Origin of the sequence: Lewinella sp. 4G2 (genome assembly GCF_001625015.1) — a bacterium.
In the GTDB taxonomy this organism is placed as follows: domain Bacteria; phylum Bacteroidota; class Bacteroidia; order Chitinophagales; family Saprospiraceae; genus Neolewinella.
Genome location: NZ_LVWJ02000014.1, coordinates 810,754 through 831,950, shown reverse-complemented (window position 1 = coordinate 831,950; position 21,197 = coordinate 810,754). Strand labels below are relative to the sequence as shown.

Below are 21,197 nucleotides of genomic sequence, written 5' to 3'. Positions count from 1 at the left end.
GCACAGCGCGGTCACCTTTTGTTTGTGCGTAATTGATCGAATGAGTAAACGACTAATCAAGGTAGCCAGCGAGTTAAATATTGGGACGCAGACCATCGTCGAGCACCTCTCCAAGCAGGGTTTTGAGATTGACAATAAGCCAACCTCGAAGCTTACGCCGGAGATGATGTCCGTGGTGCGTTCCGCCTTTGCCAGCGCCGCGTCGGATAAGAAGAAGGCGGATGCCATGGAGTTCAACACCCGGCCCACCGCTGTTCCACCACCTCCACCCCCACCACCTCCCGGTGCCGCGGGTAAAGGCCCTTCTTTGCCCCCACCACCACGCCCCGCAGGCATGCCACCACCGCCGCCTCCACCGAGCGTTCCCGGAGCTACCCCGCCGCCACCACCTGCTGCCGCGGCTCCGATTACTCCAGCGGCACCCACACCAGCCGCGCCCGCTAAGGAAAGTAGTGAGGCTACGGAAGGCCGGAAGGTTCCTGGCCTAAAGGTCATGGGCACCATTGATCTGGACGCCGCCAAGAACCGGGCTAAGCCGAAACCCAAAAAGAAGGAGGAAGCTCCAAAGCCAGCCGCTAAAGCAGATACACCCAAGCCAGCTGCTCCGGCGCCGCAGGGTGACCGCGCTCCCGCGGCGGATGCTCCCAAACCAGCCGTTGCAACTCCTGCTGCGCCCACCACGCCTGGTGCTACGCCCAGTACCCCGACCGAGGGAGATCCTCGCGTTCGTGCTAAGACCCCAGCGCTCCGTGGCCTCAAGGTCATGGGTAAGATTGAGATCAAAAAGCCTGACGCAAATGCCGGTGAACGCCGCAAGCGTAAGCGCAAGAAGATCACTACTGGCCCCTCTACCGGAGGTGGCAACCGCCCCGGTAATAACCGTGGCCGCCCCGCTCCCGGAAAGGGACGTCGGGACGAACCCAAAGAAGTTTCCGCCAAGGAAATTGAGGACAAGATCAAAGCAACCATGGCCCGCATCCAGGGCGGTGGTGGCAAGAAGAAGCGCCAGCGTGCCCGTCGTGACCACCGCGAACGTGTTCGTGAACGCCAGGAAGCCGTCGAGGCGGAACGCACCACGGATAAGCTCCAGGTAACGGAATTCGTCACCGCGCAGGAACTGGCCAACATGATGGACGTCGGTATTGGCGAAGTCATCATGGCCTGTATGAACGCCGGCGTGATCGTTTCCATCAACCAGCGACTGGACGCCGAGATCATCGAACTTGTTGCCGAAGAATTTGGCCACGAAACGGAATTCATCTCCGCCGAAGAAGACGTCGAAGAAGAAGACGTTTACGAAGACGACCCCGAAGACCTCGTCGAGCGCCCACCGATCGTTACCGTTATGGGTCACGTTGACCACGGTAAAACCTCGCTGCTAGATTACATCCGTAAAGCCAGCGTAACCGAGGGCGAAGCGGGTGGTATCACTCAGCACATTGGTGCCTACGAAGTGAAGACGGACAACGGTAAGAAGATCACCTTCCTCGATACACCGGGCCACGAAGCCTTTACTGCCATGCGTGCCCGTGGTGCGAAGGTGACGGACATTGCCGTGATCATCATCGCTGCGGATGACGACATCATGCCCCAGACGAAGGAAGCCATCAGCCACGCCGAAGCGGCGGGGGTTCCGATGATCTTCGCGATCAACAAGATCGATAAGCCGGGTGCTAACCCCGATAAGATCAAGGGTGAACTCGCCAGCATGGGCTACGCCATCGAAGCTTACGGTGGTAAGTACCAGAGCGCCGATATCTCCGCCCTCAAAGGGATTGGAATCGAGGACCTCATGGAACTCATCGAACTGGAAGCAGAGGTACTCGAACTGAAAGCTAACCCGGACCGCCCGGCAGTTGCCACCATCGTGGAGGCATCGTTGGAGAAGGGCCGCGGTTACGTTACCAAGATCATCATTAACCACGGTACCCTGAAAATTCAGGACATCATCGTAGCCGGTGAGAACTCCGGACGCGTCAAAGCCATGTTCAACGAACGTGGCAAACGCGTCAAAGAAGTCTACCCCGGCAGCCCGACTCTCCTACTGGGATTGGACGGCGCGCCACAGGCCGGTGAAATGCTCAAAGTGATGAGTAGTGAGCAGGAAGCCCGCCAATTGGCCGGCCGCCGCGCACAGATTGCTCGTGAACAGGCTAACCGGGCCAGCAAGCGTATCTCCCTCGACGAGATCGGCCGCCGCCTCGCACTGGGTAACTTCAAAGAGCTCAACCTCATCGTAAAAGGTGACGTAGATGGTTCCGTAGAAGCCCTGTCTGACTCGTTGATCAAACTTAGCCAGGAAACGGTACAGGTCAATGTGATCCACAAGGCCGTTGGCCAGATCATCGACTCGGATATTCTGTTGGCTACGGCTTCGGATGCCATCATCGTTGGTTTCCAGGTTCGCCCATCCGGCTCCGCCCGGAAACTGGCCGAACGCGAAGGAGTAGAGATCAAGACCTACTCGGTCATCTACAAAGCCATCGACGAGATCAAGGATGCCATCGAAGGCATGCTCGAACCAACCAAGGAAGAGCGTACCGTTTGCCAGATCACCGTTCGGGAGACCTTCAAGATCTCCAAGATCGGTACCATCGCCGGCTGTTACGTCGACGAGGGTAAGGTTACCCGTAACACGCTCATCCGCGTTATTCGGGACGGTATCGTTGTCTACCCACTTAAAGAGGGGATGACCGGCGAGCTCGCCAGCCTTAAACGCTTCAAGGATGACGTGAAAGAAGTTCGCGCCGGCTTCGAGTGTGGCCTTAACGTCAAGAACTTTAATGACATTAAAGAAGGCGACGTAATTGAAGGTTACGAGATCGTGGAAATTGCTCAGAAGATGAAGTAAGCCACGCCAACCAGCCTGCGTAAAAGGAATGACCGGCCGCCCGACGATACGTTGGGTGGCCGGTTTTGTTTTGTGATGGTACGTAGTGATTTGCTAACGCCCTATAATTAATTGAATATCATTTTTTAATTAGTAAAAAATCACTTTAACGGTTTGATGCTTATTCTTTAATAAGCAGATAAGACACCCCGCACACGCCACCCCATATGTTTGTCGTACCCAGTAATCATCCATTAACAAATACCACAAACCCTACGACATGCGCTATTTACTCGTCCTTACCGCTTTCTACACGCTTTGCCTAAGTAGCTGCCAACGCCAACCCGCCTACGTTGCGAACGACTTTGATGACCGCACGGCAGAACATCGCGTCATTGCGGTAATTCCGGCTGAAGTACTCTATACCGGCCGGATGCCGAGAGACTGGTCAGAGGAACAGGAAGACGTTACGCGCAGGGAGGAAGCCACACTATTGCAGCGAACTATTCAGTCAGCATTACTAAACCGAGCCAATAGTTACCGGCAGGGGCTTCGCATAAATTTTCAATCCATCAATACGACGAATAACCAATTACGCGAAGCGGGAATTGAACCTCATCTAGCCCATCTAGAAGCTCCAGAGTTTCTCACCGCTGCACTAGGTGTAGATGCTATTGTCATCACCAGCATTACTAAGGAACGATTCATTAGTGATGAAGCTTCGGCCACAATCTCCGTGGTGGGGGCGGTGCTCAACAACGCTGGCGGGCCATTGCCGGGCGCAATCGCAAACCGGGGAGCCCGCACCTATTCCGTGGGCGTTGTAGCCAGCCTCGTAGATGCTGATGGCATTGTCCTCTACGGAGATGAAGCCGATATCAACATCGATTGGCAGACGACTGCCAATGAGTCCGTCGAGCGGGTAGCCCGTTGGGTAAGTAGAGGTTTTCCCTACCGAATTCGTTAACGGACTTCTGGCTGCCCTAATGGGAAATGTATTCCACCCCTCAATAGAATGGGGTAATCTACTTAACCGTCAGGGTGAACCCTACCCCGTGAATATTCTCAATGGCGATCCGCTCGTCCTGCTTAAGGTATTTACGTAAGCGGCTGATGAATACATCCAGCGAACGACCGAGGAAATAGTCATTCTCTCCCCAAATCTTCTCCAAGATGTCTCCACGTTCACTGACTTGATCCCGACGCGTAGAGAGGTACTGCAGTAATTCCGCCTCCCGGCGGGTGAGGCGGCGGGGTTCTTCGTCTTTGTACGTCAGCTGAAGCTTATCGAGGGCAAAGTGATAGTCCCCAATCTGCTTGGGGTCGTAAGCGGGGCTGGCGGGGCGAACGCGGTTACGGCGCAGAAATACCTCCACCTTAAGGATCAATTCCTCAATGCTAAAGGGTTTGGTGATGTAATCATCCGCTCCCAACCGCAAACCACGCAAGCGATCATCCTTCAGACTCTTTGCGGTAAGGAAGATGATGGGAATGTCCTGATTACGTGCCCGGATTCGTTCGGCCAACTCAAAACCATCCACACCCGGCAGCATGACGTCCAATAGGCAGAGATCGTAATCAAAGCTTACCGCGTTGATTTTTTCCAACGCTTCATCACCCGTTGCGCAGTGCGTCACCCGGAAGTTGCTGAACTCCAAATTGTCCCTCGTTACGAAACTGAGGCTTTCATCATCCTCTACGTAGAAAAGATGAGCGCGGGCAACGTCGGTACTCGTGGTGGATTGGCTTGCGGAATTCATGCGGGTATGGTTTCTAAAACGGGCAAGAGGGGAAATTGAATGCTGAAAGTTGTCCCCTTACCCAGGGTGCTCTTTACGTCGATGGGCCAACCGTGGGCTTTACAGATCTGAGCAACGTAGAACAACCCCAGGCCAAAGCCTTTAACGTCGTGAACGTCTCCCGTAGGGATGCGGTAGAACTTTTCGAAAAGGTTAGCCTGGTGTTCGGGCGCAATCCCGGGGCCACGGTCGGTTACGGATACCGTCAAGTGGTTGCTTTCCCGGTGGCCGGCAACCGTTAATTCAGGCGTATTACCACTGTACTTAACCGCATTGTCCAACAAGTTATGGAGGATGTTCGACAGGTGGAGTGGGTCCGCCATTACGGGTAGGGGAGTGTCGGGGAAATCCGTGCGGAGGCTGCCGTTAAGTTCTTCCGTGCGGGCCCGCGTACTGTTGAGGAGGTCGGGCAGGAGATCCTGGAGATCTACCCTTTCTTGCTTGATCTCAAAGTTGCCTTTTTCAATGCGGGAAATGTTGAGCACTTTCTCGACCTGACCGTTGAGCCGTTCGTACTGCTGGTGGATTAACTGCGCGTAGCGGGAAAGGCGTTTATCGTGGCTCACGTAGTCGTCCCGCAAGAAGACCCCGGCCGCAATCCGGATGGTGGAAAGCGGCGTCTTGAACTCGTGGGTCATGTTATCGATGAAATCCTTTTGCATCGTTGCCAGGCGGCGCTGGCGGATGATCACAATCACGGAATAGATAAAAAAGGCCACCGTCAGGGCAAGGATGAGCGAGAGGAAGAGGACCAATTGCATCTTCTTCCAGATGTACCCCGTCCGGGTAGGAAACTTCACTCCGAAGTAGTAGAGCAGTTCCTTATCCGGGGGCAGGTAGCTCCCCGTGAGGTCCAGGTCCATTTTTTTATCGCCACCGGGGGCCTGGCAGACGGCTCCGTAGGCCATCTGGTCGGAGGTACAATCAAAGATGGCGTACTCGAAGGGGACGTCCAGCCCCAGCCGGATGAGTTCCTGCTCCATTAGGTCCTCCAACTGGAAGGCGTCGATCTCGCTCTCGATGTTGACGATGAAGTAGTTGCTTGATTGCTGACGGATAATCCCCGCCGTTGGTAAGTCCGCATTATTGGCCGCCGCGATTTGCCGGGCCACACCGATCAGGGCCAGTTTGGCTTTTTGGCTGAACTCCGTATCGTTCAGATCCCAGGTAGTGATCACCCAGTAGGACTGCATCCCGACGATGCCGAGGATGGCAATCACCCCCAGGGTAATGACGCGGCGTAATACGTTTTCTTGCATAATGAGGTTCCCACTACTGAAGGGTGGTCGGTAGCTACAATATCGTGGCAGCCCACCAATTAACGCAAATGTGGCGGCTGCGGTACCACCACCGGGTAATTACCCGACTGGTTAACAAGGTATTAATACGGGGTGAACGGACACCGCGCCAGCTAAATTGGCTCCCTACCCGACTTCCCCTCCTTACCCGAATCACCGAACTGTAGGACCAAGCCCCACGCGCCTTACCTTCGTGCTTAGTGGCCCGTTTGCTTACATACCGATCCTTATTGTACGTCCTTTTTCTACTCCTTTCGCTGGGTGGGGAGTTGGGCGCACAGGACCGGTCCAACCCCTTCGAGATCACCGCCCGTTTGCCTCAATCCACCAGGGTAGGGGATACGACGGTAGCGCAGGGCCCTCCGTTGACGCCCTTCGACATTCGCCGGGGGCCTGGTACCGTAAACCCCTCCAACAGTGCACCTGCGGCAGCGCAAAATTTACCGCGCTCCGGGCCGCTCGTGATTCAGACGGCGGACCCCAATAAGGGTAAGGGCGCCATCGTGGCCATTCAACTGATTTTGCTCGTCGGCCTGGCTAGTCTGTGGGTATTGTTTGGTGGTTTGTTGCGGCAGTGCATCCGCGGTACCGTCAACGAAAGCCTGATGAACCAGCTGTATACGCGCCGGTCGGGTGGCGAGGAGACGGCGCTCTGGATTTGCTATTCATTTTATTTCCTGGTGATTGGGTTCTTTCTGCACTTACTCACGGCGCACTATAGCGTGGGGCTGGGCCGCAACGTTTGGTTGAGCTGGCTGACGTATTCCCTGGTGGCCGCCGCGGCCGTGAATCTCAAGCAGTGGGTTGTTTGGGTGGTTGGCAGGCTGTTCCCCGTACGGAAAGAAACGAGCCGCTACGCCTTTGTGTTGATGGTATTTTCCATTCTGGCGGGCATCGTTTTCGTGCCCATTAATTTGGGGGTTTCTTACGCTCCGGAGAACCTGCGGGTGACGTTTCTGTACGCCGGCGTAGCGGTGGCTGCGCTCCTCTATTTCCTGCACCTGACGCGCGGCTTCTTCATCATTGGTCCCGTGGCCGCCACGCGGCCCGTGCATTTACTTTTGTATATTTGCGCCATTGAAATTGCGCCGCTCCTCCTCTTTTACCGCTACTTGAACAGTAGTTTGATTTGATCTCATGCCCTTTGGCGCGCCTCCCTTTTTTCTGACACCCCACCCCCATTCAACTAAAATCTTTCCGTTATGGCTACCCAATCTGAAGACCAAGCGGTTACCCGCAAGCCCGTTAAAACGATCCTCGTCTCTCAGCCCGTTCCGGAACGCAGCCCGTTCTCCCGCCTGGAGAGTAAGTATGATCTACAAATTGACTGGCGCTCCTTCATCGAGGTAGAGGGGCTGACGGAAAAGGAGTTTCGCAAAGAGCGCATCCGCCCGGATGAGTACTCGGCCATCATCTTTACCTCAAAACTGGCTATCGAGCACTTCTTCCGCCTTTGTAAGGAGATGCGCATTGAAATGAGCCAGGATACCAAGTACTACTGCATGACGGAGTCGGTGGCCAACTACCTGCAGAAGTTCATCGTCTACCGCAAACGCAAGGTGTTCTTTGGCCAGCGTACCATTCAGGATTTGGCACCAACGCTCAAGAAGCACCGGAGTAAGGAGAAGTTTTTACTGCCTACCAACAACCTCGGTTCTAAGTTCGTCGCTAAGTACCTCGACGATAACGATTTTGACTGGACGCCGGCCCAGATGTACCGCACCGTAGCCGCAGATCTCTCGGATTTAAAAGAGGTGTACTACGACATCCTTGTTTTCTACAGCCCCATGGGTATTGATTCCCTCTACGAGAATTTCCCTACGTTCGAGCAGAAAGAAACGCGCCTTGCCGTAGCCGGCCGTAAGACAACCAAGGCCTGTGAAGACCACGGTTTGCGGGTGGATATTTCCCCCAGCCCACCGGCCGTGCCCAGCATGGAAAAGGCCTTGGATAATTACCTCAAGGTTAGTAACGCCTAAGTGGCGAAACTGCGATAGATCCCTTAAGAATTGTATGCTTTGAGCCCCATGGCGTAACCATGAGCGGATGGGTTGTGCACGCCCGTGCAGTATCCGTTACCCATGCGTACTTCAGTTAGCGTTTTAACACCGCCAACCCAAACAAAACCCACTTCTGCGGTCTTATCCCCCCCGAACGGACTGAGCCCGCAACCTACTTTTTTGATGAAATCCATTCTACACCTCTGCGTGAGCCTCCTCTTTGTGCTCAGTAGCCACCACGCTCATGCCCAAACCCTTACCCTTAACGCCAGTAACTGTAACCCTACCGACGCCACGGCTTGTATTCAGGCAGCCCTCGACGACCCCGCGCTTACCCGCATTGTCCTTGCGGACGTCGGTCAAAACTGGATCAGCGACGCCCTGTTTATCCGCCGAAATGGGGTAACGCTAGAACTGGAAAACACTGCGGTAACGCTACAAGCAGAGCCGAATGCGCTTTCTGAATTTGAGTCCCTCGTACAAATTCGCCAAGTGGACGGGGTAACCATCGAAGGCAACGGAGGCAATTTCCTGCTGGATAAAACCGAGTATAATCGCGCCAGTCAATTTCGCCACGGTATTGACGTCTACGGTGCCACGAACGCAACCATTCAAAACCTGACCATTACGGGCGCGCCCGGAGACGGAATTCTTGTCGGCCCGGCCTTCGTACAAGATCTAAATGACATCGATGGAGATGGCGACGTCACGGATTTTGAACCCATTCCGCCCTGCGAAAACATCGTGATTGATAACGTGATCTGCGACGACAATAACCGGCAGGGCATCAGCGTATCGAGCGTGATCGGTTTACTGGTAACGAACAGTCAGTTCATCAACACGGAAGGTGCGGAACCGGAATCGGGCGTCGATTTTGAGCCCTTCCGCCGTTACCACGTCATGCAGGATATCGAATTTATCGACTGTGAATTTTCCGGCAACGCCGGTAATGGCATTCAATTCGCAGGTGTTGACATCAACGCCACCACCCCCGCAACGGACATTGTTATCGACCGGGCGCTGGTGACCGGTAACGGGCAGGATGCAACAAGGCGACGGAATGCCGTCGATATCCAGAACATCTTTAACCCCTTTGACGGGGCGGACATCACGAATAACGTTGCGGACCGATCCTCTTCTCCGGGCACGTTCGTGCTCAGCAATTCCGAAATTCGTGATGAGCCATGGTCGGGCATCAACGTCCGCCAGTGGGCGGATGGGCTCGCGGTCAGCATCATCAATACGACGGTTGAAAACGTCTCCAATTCTTTCCGTAACCAGGGCGCCGGCCCAATTCTCGTTCAGCCACCTTTTTACGATGATACTAATCAGGGCGTCAACGACCCTTGCTACGGCAACGTCAATTTTGAGAACGTGCGCCTGATCGACGACCAGACCAACCGTTTTCAGATTACGGTTGAGGACTACCGCCCCGGCCCCTCCGGTCCGCGGGATATTACGGGAGACATTTGCGTAGAGCAGGTCGGTGCGGCGGCAGGCACACCGATCGATACGGTATTTGATAGCGAGCGTTGCGCCAATTTCACCCTGGATGTTACCGCCTGCACCGTCCTGCCAGTAACGCTGAGCAGTTTTACGGCAAAAACGGACGTTGCGTCTTGCAAAACCACGCTCCTTTGGGAGGTTGAGGAGGCACTCGACGTCGCTGAATTCATCCTGGAGTCAAAGCATGACCTGACGGATTGGTCTGTAGTAGCCTCCCAAAAGGTTGCTAGTGACGCAGCGGCGATGGGTAAACACACCGCGTCTACATCCGCCCTTAATAAACAGTATTTCCGCCTTAAAATGGTTGATGTAGATGGTAGCTATGAGTACAGTAAAGTAGTAATGGTGGATGGTTGTCAATCGAGCGAACCCCTGCGCGTATGGCCCAATCCGGTAAGTGACCGGTCAAGCTTCGCACCGAGTCCAGCCGGCCGCGTACTACGTTTCATCGACCTGCGCGGTCTTACCCTGGCTACACACCAACTGCGCCCCGGTCAAACAGAACTATCGCTCGCAGGCCTGCCGAAAGGTATCTACACCGTGCAGGATCTGAATAGTGGTCAGGCGGTTCGGCTGCTCGTCCGCTAAGGTATCTCCAGCCGGGCTAATCATTACCGGCGCCTAACTGTTAGGCGGGTATGCTAGATCAGATTCGCCTTGCCCTGAGCACTTCTCCACTTCCCGGCCGGCAGGCGCAGGCACGTCTTGCCCCTCCCGGCCGGGGGGATTTTCCCGAGCCACCCAAGAATGCGCGCGTAGCCTCCGTCCTGGCCCTTTTCCACCACTTCGAGGGCGAGCTCAACCTGCTGTTCATCCAGCGGACGAGCCCGCCGAACGACCGCCACGCCGGACAGATCTCCTTCCCCGGCGGCTCAGTCGATCCCGGCGATACGGACGCGAAGGACACCGCACTACGGGAGGCAGAGGAAGAGATCGGTATTGACCGCAATGACGTTGAGATCCTGGGCGCCCTCACGCCCCTTTATATTCCCGTCAGCAATTTCATCGTGGACCCCTTCGTCGGGTACTGGGGCGCTGCCGCAGGTGCGGAGTTTAAGTTGCAAGCAAGCGAAGTGGAGCGGACACTCTGGGTACCCTTCCAACAACTCCTGGACCCAACTAACCGGAAAGTGGGTGACCGAAAAACGTCGCGTGGGCTATTAATTAAGGACGTCCCCTACTACGCCGTGAACGGTGAAGAGATCTGGGGCGCCACCGCCATGATGACGGCGGAGTTGGTGGCGTTAATTACTGGATAAAGAGCAGGGGTCAACGAGGTGGAGTCCTAATGTCTACTAGCCAACGATCACTGGTCTAGACGCTGTTAACGATCCGTAAACTGGGGGGAAGCCATGATCATCATTGTACTTTAGGGTCGCTTTTTTCCCCTAACCAATTTAAAGTAGCCGCTCGTTCTGATTTTGGGCTACTCACAACCAGCCCCGTATGACCCGTTATTTATTGTTCCTTTCCCTGTTCCTACTACTTACTTCCAGCCCACTGGACGCCCAGAAACGACGGAAGAAAAAACAGGCTGACCCAGCCGCGGCGGTCACCACCATGGTGCAAGACACCACGCCACCTACCCCAAAGAAGAAGGAGGCTAAGCCAAAATTCAAGAAGTACGACGAAGTGATTACCAAAGAGGTGGAGACTACCCGGGGCCTCTTCGTTACCCACCGGGTTGGGGATAAGTATTACTTCGAGGTGCCCTTCGGGCGCTTTGGCCAGGACATGTTACTCGTCAGCCGGATCGCGAAGATTCCCGCCAACCTGGGGGGCGGATACTTCAATGCGGGGACGAAAACGAACGAGCAGGTCGTCCACTGGGAACGCAGTTTTGATAATATTCACCTGCGGTCCGTCAGCTTCAGCAGCGTGGCCGATGAGCGGCTTCCGATCAATATTTCGGTGCAGAATAACAACTTTGCACCGCTGATCAATTCCTTCCCCATCGTTACGTTCAATCCGGACAGTACGGCGGCGGTGATTGAGGTAAGCAAATTCTTTACTTCGGACGTTCCGGCCATCAGTGGCCTCTCCAGCCGGATCCGAAAACAATACAAGGTCCGGAGCCTGGACGGGAAGCGCAGTTTCATCAGTCGGATGGCAGCCTATCCAGAAAACGTGGAGGTCCGCCACGAAATGACCTACAGCGCCGGGGAACCACCCAGCAACTCCCGCACGGGTACGATCAGCCTGGAAATGGCCCAGAGCCTGTACCTCCTTCCAGAAGAACCGATGACGCCCCGGATGTACGACCCGCGGGTGGGCTGGTTCACCGTCAGCCAGGTCGATTACGGATCCGAAGCACTGAAGGCTGACCGGAAACGCTACATCCGCCGCTGGAGAATGGAACCCAAAGACCCGGCCGCCTACGCCCGTGGTGAATTGGTGGAACCCGTTAAGCCCATCGTCTACTACATCGACCCGGCCACGCCCACCAAATTCGTGCCCTACTTCAAGCAGGGGATTGAGGACTGGCAGAGAGCCTTTGAGGTGGCCGGCTTCAAGAATGCCATCGTCGCTAAGGTGGCCCCGACCCGGGAAGAAGATCCGGACTGGAGCGCGGAGGACGCCCGTTACAGCGTCGTCCGCTACGTCGCCAGTGAAACCCGGAATGCTATGGGCCCAAGCGTGAGCGACCCCCGCAGCGGTGAGATCATCGAGTCGGACATCATCTGGTACCATAACCACCTCCGTTCCTACCGCAACCGTTACCTGCTCGAAACTGGTGCGGCCAACCCCAGTGCCCGGACGCTCAATACGCCGGAAGCGGAGATCGGCGAAATGATGCGGATGGTCATTGCCCACGAGGTGGGCCACGCCCTGGGTTTACCCCACAACATGAAGGCCAGCTTTGCTTACCCCGTGGACTCCCTCCGCTCGGCCACCTTTACGAATGAGTGGGGATTGGCAACGACCATCATGGACTACACCCGGTACAATTACGTCGCCCAACCCGAGGACAAGGGCGTGCGCTGGGTACGGATGCTCGGCCCCTATGATCTGTACGCCATCAACTGGGGTTACCGGTACATCCCCGGTGCGGAGACGGCCGCGGCGGAAGTCCCCATCCTCCGCTCCTGGATCGACGAAAAGAATAATGACCCGAAGTACCTCTTCGGCGGCAGCAACCGCTTCGACCCTTCCAGCCAAACGGAGGCCGTCGGTGATGACCCCGTCTATGCCTCTACGCTCGCACTGAAGAATCTCAAACGCGTTGCTCCCCGCCTGGCGGAATGGACGGCCACGCCAGGCGAAGGGTACGCGGACCTGGAGGAACTCTACGGTGAATTACTGGGTGTTTGGCGCCGATTTGGTGGCCACGTCATCGCCAACGTAGGTGGCGTCTACGAACTTCCGAAGACGACGGACCAGGCCGGTTTTACCTACACGCCGTTGAGTGCCGCCGAGCAGAAGCGAAGTGTAAAATTCCTTAATGAGCACGTATTCACTACGCCGCAGTGGTTACTTCAGGAGAACATCATCCGCAACATCGGCCCCACCGGCACGCTGGAGCGGATCCATGAGCTTCACGACCGGCAGTTGCGGAGCCTTTTGCGGCAAGACCGTTTGGATCGGCTCGTGGAACAGTCCGCTTTTGCTACTGGAGCTAACTCAGCCTATAGTTTGACGGAACTCCTGACGGACCTCAGCGGCGGCATCTTTTCGGAGCTAAAGAGAAGTACGCCAATTGATGGAGTGCGCCGGAACGTGCAACGCTCCTACGTTACCCAACTTGGTAAATTGATGACCGTGAAAGACGGGGAGGCAGTAAGCGACGTCAACGCTGCCGCGCGAGCAGAATTGAGCAACATCCGTGACCGGGCAATTACTTCCGCAACTCGTTATCCCAGAGGTATCGTTCGTTACCATTTGGAGGACCTGGTGGCCCGCGTTGATGAGGTACTCGAGGTAGACTAACCCGTTTGGTTGAAACCCATAGCGTGGGGGATCGGCGGAAGGTAAACGATATCTTCTACCGGCCTTAGTAATACTACCAGAGTCCGGTACTAATCTCTACCTTTGTCCACCTTTTCAAGAGTGGTGCGTTATCTTCCCGACGACGGCCACTTATCCCATTTGCCCGGCACCTGCGGCAGCGCAAAAGATGAACTGGGAAAGTCGATTATCTAAATAAAGAAAACAGAAACCGCTAGCACATGGCATTCGATATTGATCTGATCAAAAAGGTCTACGCAGACCTCCCCGGCAAAGTAGCCGCAGCCCGTGAAAAGCTCGGGCGCCCCCTGACCCTGACCGAGAAAATTCTCTACACCCACCTTCACCCCGAAAGCCCGCTACGCGAATACACCCGTGGTGGTGACTACGTTTTCTTCCAGCCCGACCGCGTAGCGATGCAGGATGCTACCGCGCAAATGGCCCTACTACAATTCATGATGGCTGGCCGCACGGAAGTTGCCGTGCCTTCAACGGTACACTGTGATCACCTCATCCAGGCCAAGGTTGGCGCTGACGTCGATCTCGCGGTTGCCAACGACGTGAATAAAGAAGTGTACGACTTCCTGAGCACGGTTTCCGACAAGTACAACATCGGTTTCTGGAAGCCCGGCGCGGGTATCATCCACCAGATCGTGCTCGAGAACTACGCCTTCCCCGGCGGTATGATGATCGGTACCGACAGCCACACGCCCAACGCGGGTGGCCTCGGTATGGTCGCCATCGGTGTTGGTGGTGCTGACGCCGTCGACGTGATGGCCGGTATGCCCTGGGAACTCAAGCAACCCAAAGTGATCGGCGTTAAACTGACCGGTAAATTGGGTGGTTGGACGACCCCAAAGGACGTCATCCTCAAAGTAGCCGGTATCCTCACCGTGAAGGGTGGCACCGGCGCTATCGTCGAATACTTCGGCGAAGGAGCCCAGTCCATGAGCTGTACCGGTAAGGGCACCATCTGTAATATGGGTGCCGAGATCGGCGCTACCACCTCTACGTTCGGTTACGACGAGAGCATGAGCCGCTACCTGAAAGCCACCGACCGAGCCGACGTAGCGAAGCTCGCCGACCAGGTCGCTGAACATCTCACCGGCGACGCTGAGTGTTACGCCAACCCCGAGAAGTACTTCGACCGCGTCATTGAGATCGACCTCAATACACTGGAACCACACATTAATGGCCCGTACACGCCGGACCGTGCTTTCCCCATCAGCGAATTTGCCGCTGCCGTGGAGGAGTTTGAATTCCCGCCCGTACTTGAGGTTGGCCTGATCGGCTCCTGTACCAACTCTTCCTACGAAGACCTGGACCGCGCCGCCAACATCGCTAAGGACGCGAAGGCAAAAGGCCTGAAATTCAAATCTGAATTTACCGTAACACCTGGTTCCGAGCAGATCCGCTTCACCGTGGAACGCGACGGTATCCTCGATGCCTTTGAAGAAATTGACGGTGTCGTCCTCGCTAACGCCTGTGGCCCCTGTATCGGCCAGTGGGCCCGCCATACGGACGACCCGAACCGAGCCAACTCCATCATCACATCCTTCAACCGGAACTTCGCCAAGCGGAATGATGGTAACCCCCAGACGCGTGGATTCGTCGCCAGCCCCGAGTTGGTAACGGCCATGTCTTTGAGTGGTAGCATGAAGTTCAACCCCCTGACGGATACGCTGACCAACGATAAGGGCGAGCAGGTGAAGCTTGACCCACCCCAGGGTTACGAACTACCCCCGAATGGTTTTGCCGTAGAGGACGCCGGTTTCCAGGCACCCGCCGAAGATGGTTCCGGTATTAACGTTGTTGTAAGCCCAACTTCCGATCGTCTCCAGCTTTTGGATCCCTTTAAGCCAATCAAGAATGAGCAGGTGCAGGATATGCGCATTCTCATCAAGGCGGCGGGTAAGTGTACGACGGACCACATCTCCATGGCCGGACCGTGGCTCAAGTTCCGTGGCCACCTCGAGAACATCAGCCAGAACTGTCTGATCGGCGCGGTGAACGCCTACAACGAAAAGACCAACACGGTCATCAACTACCTCACGAACGAGTACCACCCGGTACCAACTTCCGCCATTACGTACCGTGATAACGGCGTTGGCCAGATCGTCGTGGGTGAAGAGAACTACGGTGAAGGATCTTCCCGCGAGCACGCTGCCATGGAGCCCCGCTTCCTCGGCGTCCACGCGGTACTGGTAAAGTCTTTCGCCCGTATCCACGAAACGAACCTCAAGAAGCAGGGTATGCTCGCCCTCACGTTCGCTAACCCGGATGATTACGCACTCATCCGCCAGGATGACAAGGTGAGCATCAAGAACTTCAGCGACTTTGCCCCCGGCATGCAGCTGGAACTGACCTTTGACCACGCTGATGGCACCTCCGATGTCGTCGTGACGAACCACACTTATAACGCCGCTCAGATTGACTGGGTGCGGGCTGGTTCGGCGCTGAATAAGATTCGGGAGGACGTTGCGGCTGGGAAGTAGACGGAAACGAGGGAAAACGAAAACGAGGGGAAACATCCCCTCGCTACATTAGGCGCTCCTCCGGGACTAGAGATCAAAAGCTCCCATTCTTCTTCTGAAGAATGGGAGCTTTTGTATTTTGGGCAACTTGCCCACCTGAACTAGAACCCTAATGAAATTTACCCCTTTCTTTTCCTTACTGCTCATGATTACGTTGTACTCGTGTAGCAGCACTAATGACGTAAAGCAATCCTTCACAGACCTTTGTTCCGCCGCAGAAAACCAAGCGTTTGACGAATTGCCTGCAATGGTCACTACCGGCTCTTTACAATATTTGAATACGATTATCGAAAGCGCCAGGACGGACAATGAAACCGAAATGCTGCATTTAGGCCATTCTAGCGAACGTCCGTTGATGACCATGATGCTCTTTCAGCAACTGGTGAATGAACTAAGGATAGATTCTACTTCGCTGGATGGTGTTGAAGCGCCCGATTTGCTCAGTGCGTTTACTTTCTTGGGGACTGGTCCTTTTCAACCGGGCCTGCAACTAGATGATGCGATGTCAACCAGCAGCACAACCGCTAATCTTTACGTGGTAGTCCCTACTGGAGGTAAGGTTTCGATCCTATCCACCTACCAATATGAACTTGAGGATGGGCGGTGGAAAGTTGATTTCCCATCAACACTAGAAGTACCAGAAAAGGTATTGAATCAATCTTTTAAAAAATCAGGACTGGGCATTCGCACCTACGTTACTCGGTATTTAAATATTAATCCTGAGGAGATGGAGTTTAGGTACCGGTATTAAAGGAGTTTTATGTTTGGGAGATGGGGTATTGAATTTTTGGTGGCGATAAAATTTGGCAGAACAACGAATGCGAATTGAGTACGAGGAATACTGAAAACGTAGGGAATAACGAATGCGAGGGAAAAACGAAAACGAGGGGAAGCATCCCCTCGCTACGGTAGACGCCCCTCCGGGACTAGTAATTCCGCATCGATAATGTTGAGAAAGGTTGCCCCATGCTGGCGCGGCGGTCCCTCGCTACATTAGGCGCCCCTCCGGGACTAGACACAGAAAGCCCATCCCTTGCGGGATGGGCTTTCGTATGTTTTGGCTCCACGTGGTAGAGATCAGAGAAGTGCCTTACTTCTTCTCCAACTTACCCATGACTTCCATGAGCATGTTGACGCCGATAGCATCCATGGCGTCCGCGCCCTGGCCGTCGCCGCCACCGATGACGATCTGGGGGACCTTCACTTTGGCGAGCTCAGCGGCTACCCCGATGCGGGTCTCCTTTTCGATCTGAGCTTTCTCGAGGGGGGAGAGACCGGCCTGTACTTTCAGTCGGGCAACCTCGGCGGAAGCGCGACCCTCTGCGAGGGCTTTGTCGGCCTGGAATTTAGCCTGGAGGGCCTGCTCCTTACTGACGGCCGTTTCAGCCTGGGCGCGGATCTCGGCTTCGATCTTGGCGGCTTCCTCGGTGGCGCGTACTTCGGCTACCTTCTGGCGGCCGCGCATCTCGGCGGTAAGGGCTTCCTGCTGGGCGGTGACGAGTTCCTGCTTGGCGATGGCTTCGCGGGTGCTCTGCTCGACCTTCGCCTTAAGCTTCTCGTTGACGACACTTTCGTAGTCGACCAGCGTGATCGCGACGAAGTTGGGGATGATGTCGTACTGTTGCACGTCACTCTTGGCGAGGATGAAGGTTCCGTCCGGGTTCGTCCGGGGGTTGTTCTCGTAGGAGCGGATCTTTTCCCCGCTGGCGGAGTCAATACGGATCTTCTCCTGCTGGTCGATGATGTACTGCCCGTTGCGAAGCTGGAACTTAAAGGCCTCGGCGAGTTCCGACTTGCCTCCCGAGTAATGGCGCTCACTATCCATCAACTGGAAGGAATAATTGGCACATTCTTTGGAGTAGTCGGCCAGGCTAGCGGCCAGCCGGCTCTGCTCGCGGTAGTCCTTGTGGATGGCGAGCATGCGCTCTTCGCTGTTGGGGAGTTTCCACTTTACGGAGTACCCTACCTGGTTGGCGTAGGTACCGTCCGCAAACTGGCAGCGGATTGGCTCGGAGAAGTAGCTGATGTCCGATTTTCGCTTTTCGGCTCTCTCCACTTGTACGGTTACTACGTCCGCATACTTGGTGGTTTTACTGAAGAAGCCCGCCCAGTACATACCCGGTTGGAAACGCACCGTTTCGGCGCCCGTGATGCCCTGTACGACCGTTCGGTAACCCTGGTCATTCACGGAAAAAGGGTTGAAAGCGAAGACGGCGACGGCGGTGACCAACAGGCCGACGATGATGAGGATTTGCTTACTGGAAATTTTCATAATGCGGTATTTAAAGGGTGTTTGTGATTACTTGTTTCCACCAAAACTAGGCCCGAAATCAGCCGTGTCAAGCCATTCTCGACGAAGCGGGATCGAATCTCGATTGCGCGGGATGAATGGCCGATGAGCGAACATCCCACCGGCATACCCTTTGAATAAGAAACACAAACTCATGGTCAACGTAGGACTAGTTACCGGTGCCTCCTCTGGCATTGGCCGCGCCCTGGCGCACGAACACGCTTCCCGCAAACGGGACGTCATCATCGTCGCCCGGCGGGAGGCGGAACTGAAAGAATTGGCCGCCGAGCTCACCAAGCAGTACGGCGTGGCCACGATGGTCATCGCCAAAGATCTTACCGCGGAAAATGCTTGTCAGGAGGTGTTTGACGCCGTCAAGGCAGCCGGGATCGAGGTGGAATACCTCTTCAACAACGCAGGGTTTGGCGGCCACGGAAAGTTCCACGAACGAGCGCTCAAAGCCGACCTGGGAATGATCGACCTGAACGTCAAGGCCGTCGTCAAACTCACCCATCTATTTCTCAACGAGATGGTGCGGCACGGGCGGGGCAAGATCCTCAACACGAGCAGCACGGCCGGTTACATGCCGGGGCCGCTGCAGGCCACCTACTTCGCGACCAAGGCTTTCGTAAATTCCTTTACCTGGGCGGTTGCTAAGGAGGTGGAGGGCACGGGCGTTATGCTGACCACCCTCAACCCGGGGGCCGTCCGCACCGAGTTTGCCGATACGGCGGATATGTCCGATACCGATCTGTTCAAGGACGCCAAGACGCCGGAGTACACCGCAAAAGCCGGCTACAAGGGCATGGAGGCCGGTAAACTGGAGGTCATTACCGAAGTAGGTCTCAAATTCATGATCAAGGGCGGCTTGCCCCTCCTGCCGAAGAGCGTTCAACTGTCTATGATTGAGAAGATGCAGGCGAAGGCTTAATCCCGTGCCGCATTGCAATCGTCATTTTCTGAACGTCACCATTTGGCGCTGCCGCGGGTGCTGAGTGATGGGAAAGGGGATAAAGCGCTTACTTGCCGACCTCCCCCGCACCTGCGGCAGCGCCCTGATGTCAGGACGGAACCCTCCGGGACGGTAGGGGTAGGGGACGAACCACCACGCGGCACCGGAGTATATTTGCGGGCTAGTACGAAAATCCTCTTTCGGTATCCTCACCCCCGCTACCATAACCTTGCTCGTTGCCCTGGGCGCCGTGATCCTGTTCGTCACCGAATGGCTGACGGTGGACCTCATCGCGATGCTCATCATCGTCACTTTAGTAGCGACCGGGGTAGTATCGCCCACCGAGGGGCTGGACGGGTTCAGTAACGGCGCGACGCTGACGGTTGCCTTCATGTTCGTGCTCTCCGCGGCGCTGTTAAAAACCGGTGCCCTACAACTGGTGGCCGGCGGAATGGCGGAGCGGTTCCGAACGCGCCCGCGCTACGCCACCCTGCTGCTGATGTTGCTGGTGGCAGTGATCTCCGCCTTCATCAATAATACTCCGGTGGTGGCCGTATTCATCCCGATCGTGGGTAGAATTGCGGCTTCGGCGAAGATCAACCCCGCAAAATTGCTGATTCCCCTCTCCTACGCGAGTATCCTCGGAGGAATGTGTACGCTGATCGGTACCTCGACCAATATCCTGGTCAGTGGCATTGCGGAGAGTAATGGGTTACCGGGATTCTCCGTGTTCACCCTGGCGCCGATTGGAATCGCGCTACTCGTCGTAGGGGTGATCTACTTGACTTATTTCGGGCAACGTTTGCTCCCGGACAGGGAGGCCGAGGAAAGCCTCGCCGAGCAATTTGCGCTCCACGACTACCTGGCCGAGATTGTTATTCTGGATAACCAAACCCTGGCGGGCGTACGGATCATGGATAGCCCCATCGTGCGGGAAATGGACATGGACATCATCGAGATCCGCCGCGATAACGACCGTTTCACCCTGCCACCCGGGGATTTTCGGTTGTTAGCCGGTGATACCCTAAAGGTGCGTTGCGACCGGGAAAAGATCAAGAACCTGAAAGACTGGGTCAAATTGGTGGACCATTCCGGCAGCGTTCAGGTAATGGGCACCGGCCTGGAACGGGATAACTCCAGCCTCGTGGAGATGGTGGTAACGCCCAACTCAGAGTTTGTGGGTAAAACCCTCCGGCAGGTGGATTTCCGGCGGAGTTACCGGGCCGTCCCGCTGGCCATCCGCCATCGGGAAGAGACGCTGAACGAGCAGTTGTACGAACTCCCCCTGCTGGCGGGTGACGTCATCCTGGCCGAAGTGAAGAGCCACTACCTCACCGAACTGCAGAAGATCGAGCAGCGGCAGGATAGCCCGTTCATTCTCCTCTCCAGCGATGCGTTGGGTGACTTTAACCGCAACCGCTTCTACTTCGTCCTGGCTACCATTATTGGCCTGGTGACGCTGGCCACGACGGGTATTCTGCCCATCAGCATCGCGGCGCTGATGGGTGTCTGCATGCTCGTGCTAGGCCGCACCTTAAGCATGCAGGAAGCTTACGAAGCGATTGATTGGAGGATCGTTTTCTTACTGGCCGGCGCCCTCAGCCTGGGGAAGGCAATGAGTAATAGTGGCCTCGATGAAGACATTGCCGGTATTCTCACTGGTACGGTAGCCGGTTGGGGGCCATTCGCGTTAATCGCCGCCCTATACCTGACAACTAACTTGCTGACGGAACTCATGAGTAACAACGCAACGGCAGCCCTGCTGGCACCCGTCGCCATTGCCGCCGCCGCCCAGTTGGGGATTGATCCGCAACCCTTACTGGTTACAGTAGCCATCGCCGCCAGCGCCAGTTTCATGACGCCGGTGGGGTACCAGACCAACGCCATGGTGTACGGTGCCGGCCGCTACAAATTTCTGGACTTTACCCGGGTGGGTACCCCCCTCAACCTGATCTGTTGGGGTCTGACATCGTTATTAGTCCCTCTCTTATTCGGTTTATAGGTAGAGAAATGTCCGGCGTTGGGCCTACGGAATTACCTAAC

At 55.7% G+C, this 21,197-nt stretch carries 14 protein-coding genes; 11 read left to right on the top strand and 3 right to left on the bottom strand.

Annotation, left to right across the window (positions count from 1 at the left end; all coding sequences use genetic code 11):
- The first annotated feature begins 40 nt into the window (after window positions 1–40).
- Together infB and A3850_RS04815 are read left to right on the top strand one after the other, a co-directional pair.
- Complete coding sequence (gene infB / locus A3850_RS04820) at window positions 41–2,851, top strand: translation initiation factor IF-2 (protein ID WP_068214737.1); 2,811 nt, start codon at window positions 41–43, stop codon at window positions 2,849–2,851.
- A gap of 259 nt (window positions 2,852–3,110) precedes the next feature.
- Window positions 3,111–3,797 carry a hypothetical protein gene (locus A3850_RS04815; protein ID WP_068214735.1) on the top strand — a complete coding sequence of 229 codons (687 nt, stop codon included), beginning with the start codon at window positions 3,111–3,113 and terminating at the stop codon, window positions 3,795–3,797.
- 58 nt (window positions 3,798–3,855) lie between these two features.
- On the opposite strand, the gene A3850_RS04810 is transcribed toward A3850_RS04815, so the two are convergent.
- Window positions 3,856–4,590, bottom strand: a complete 735-nt coding sequence (locus A3850_RS04810) for a response regulator transcription factor (RefSeq protein WP_068214733.1) — start codon at window positions 4,588–4,590, stop codon at window positions 3,856–3,858.
- A complete protein-coding gene (locus tag A3850_RS04805) occupies window positions 4,587–5,888 on the bottom strand; it encodes a sensor histidine kinase KdpD (RefSeq protein ID WP_068214730.1) in 1,302 nt (433 codons plus the stop codon). Before A3850_RS04805 ends, A3850_RS04810 begins: the two co-directional genes overlap by 4 nt.
- A 269-nt stretch (window positions 5,889–6,157) precedes the next feature.
- On the opposite strand from A3850_RS04805, the gene A3850_RS04800 reads away from it, so the two are divergent.
- The 7 genes from A3850_RS04800 (at window position 6,158) to A3850_RS04770 (ending at window position 16,663) form a co-directional block, all read left to right on the top strand.
- Window positions 6,158–7,060, top strand: coding sequence for a DUF4271 domain-containing protein (locus tag A3850_RS04800; protein ID WP_068214728.1), 903 nt, complete (start codon window positions 6,158–6,160; stop codon window positions 7,058–7,060).
- Between the two features lie 69 nt (window positions 7,061–7,129).
- The gene (locus A3850_RS04795; protein WP_068214727.1) at window positions 7,130–7,906 is read left to right on the top strand and encodes a uroporphyrinogen-III synthase; all 777 of its coding nucleotides are present in this window, start codon (window positions 7,130–7,132) and stop codon (window positions 7,904–7,906) included.
- Between the two features lie 204 nt (window positions 7,907–8,110).
- The gene (locus tag A3850_RS04790; protein ID WP_068214725.1) at window positions 8,111–10,021 is read left to right on the top strand and encodes a right-handed parallel beta-helix repeat-containing protein; all 1,911 of its coding nucleotides are present in this window, start codon (window positions 8,111–8,113) and stop codon (window positions 10,019–10,021) included.
- A gap of 50 nt (window positions 10,022–10,071) precedes the next feature.
- Window positions 10,072–10,692: a CoA pyrophosphatase gene (locus tag A3850_RS04785; protein ID WP_068214723.1), complete on the top strand. Its 621-nt coding sequence runs from the start codon at window positions 10,072–10,074 to the stop codon at window positions 10,690–10,692.
- A 187-nt stretch (window positions 10,693–10,879) separates the two neighbouring features.
- Window positions 10,880–13,360, top strand: coding sequence for a zinc-dependent metalloprotease (locus tag A3850_RS04780; RefSeq protein ID WP_068214721.1), 2,481 nt, complete (start codon window positions 10,880–10,882; stop codon window positions 13,358–13,360).
- Between the two features lie 239 nt (window positions 13,361–13,599).
- The gene (locus tag A3850_RS04775; protein ID WP_068214719.1) at window positions 13,600–15,873 is read left to right on the top strand and encodes an aconitate hydratase; all 2,274 of its coding nucleotides are present in this window, start codon (window positions 13,600–13,602) and stop codon (window positions 15,871–15,873) included.
- A gap of 151 nt (window positions 15,874–16,024) precedes the next feature.
- Window positions 16,025–16,663 carry a hypothetical protein gene (locus A3850_RS04770; RefSeq protein ID WP_068214716.1) on the top strand — a complete coding sequence of 213 codons (639 nt, stop codon included), beginning with the start codon at window positions 16,025–16,027 and terminating at the stop codon, window positions 16,661–16,663.
- Between the two features lie 339 nt (window positions 16,664–17,002).
- Here A3850_RS04770 and A3850_RS04765 read toward each other — a convergent pair whose 3' ends face one another.
- Window positions 17,003–18,184 carry a hypothetical protein gene (locus A3850_RS04765; RefSeq protein ID WP_068214714.1) on the bottom strand — a complete coding sequence of 394 codons (1,182 nt, stop codon included), beginning with the start codon at window positions 18,182–18,184 and terminating at the stop codon, window positions 17,003–17,005.
- Between the two features lie 172 nt (window positions 18,185–18,356).
- Between A3850_RS04765 and A3850_RS04760 the strand changes: the two genes are divergently transcribed.
- Both A3850_RS04760 and A3850_RS04755 read left to right on the top strand, forming a co-directional pair.
- Window positions 18,357–19,133, top strand: a complete 777-nt coding sequence (locus A3850_RS04760) for an SDR family oxidoreductase (RefSeq protein WP_068214712.1) — start codon at window positions 18,357–18,359, stop codon at window positions 19,131–19,133.
- 250 nt (window positions 19,134–19,383) lie between these two features.
- Entirely contained in the window at window positions 19,384–21,156 is a 1,773-nt protein-coding gene (locus A3850_RS04755) for an SLC13 family permease (RefSeq protein WP_231915280.1), read from the top strand.
- The last annotated feature ends 41 nt before the right edge of the window (window positions 21,157–21,197 follow it).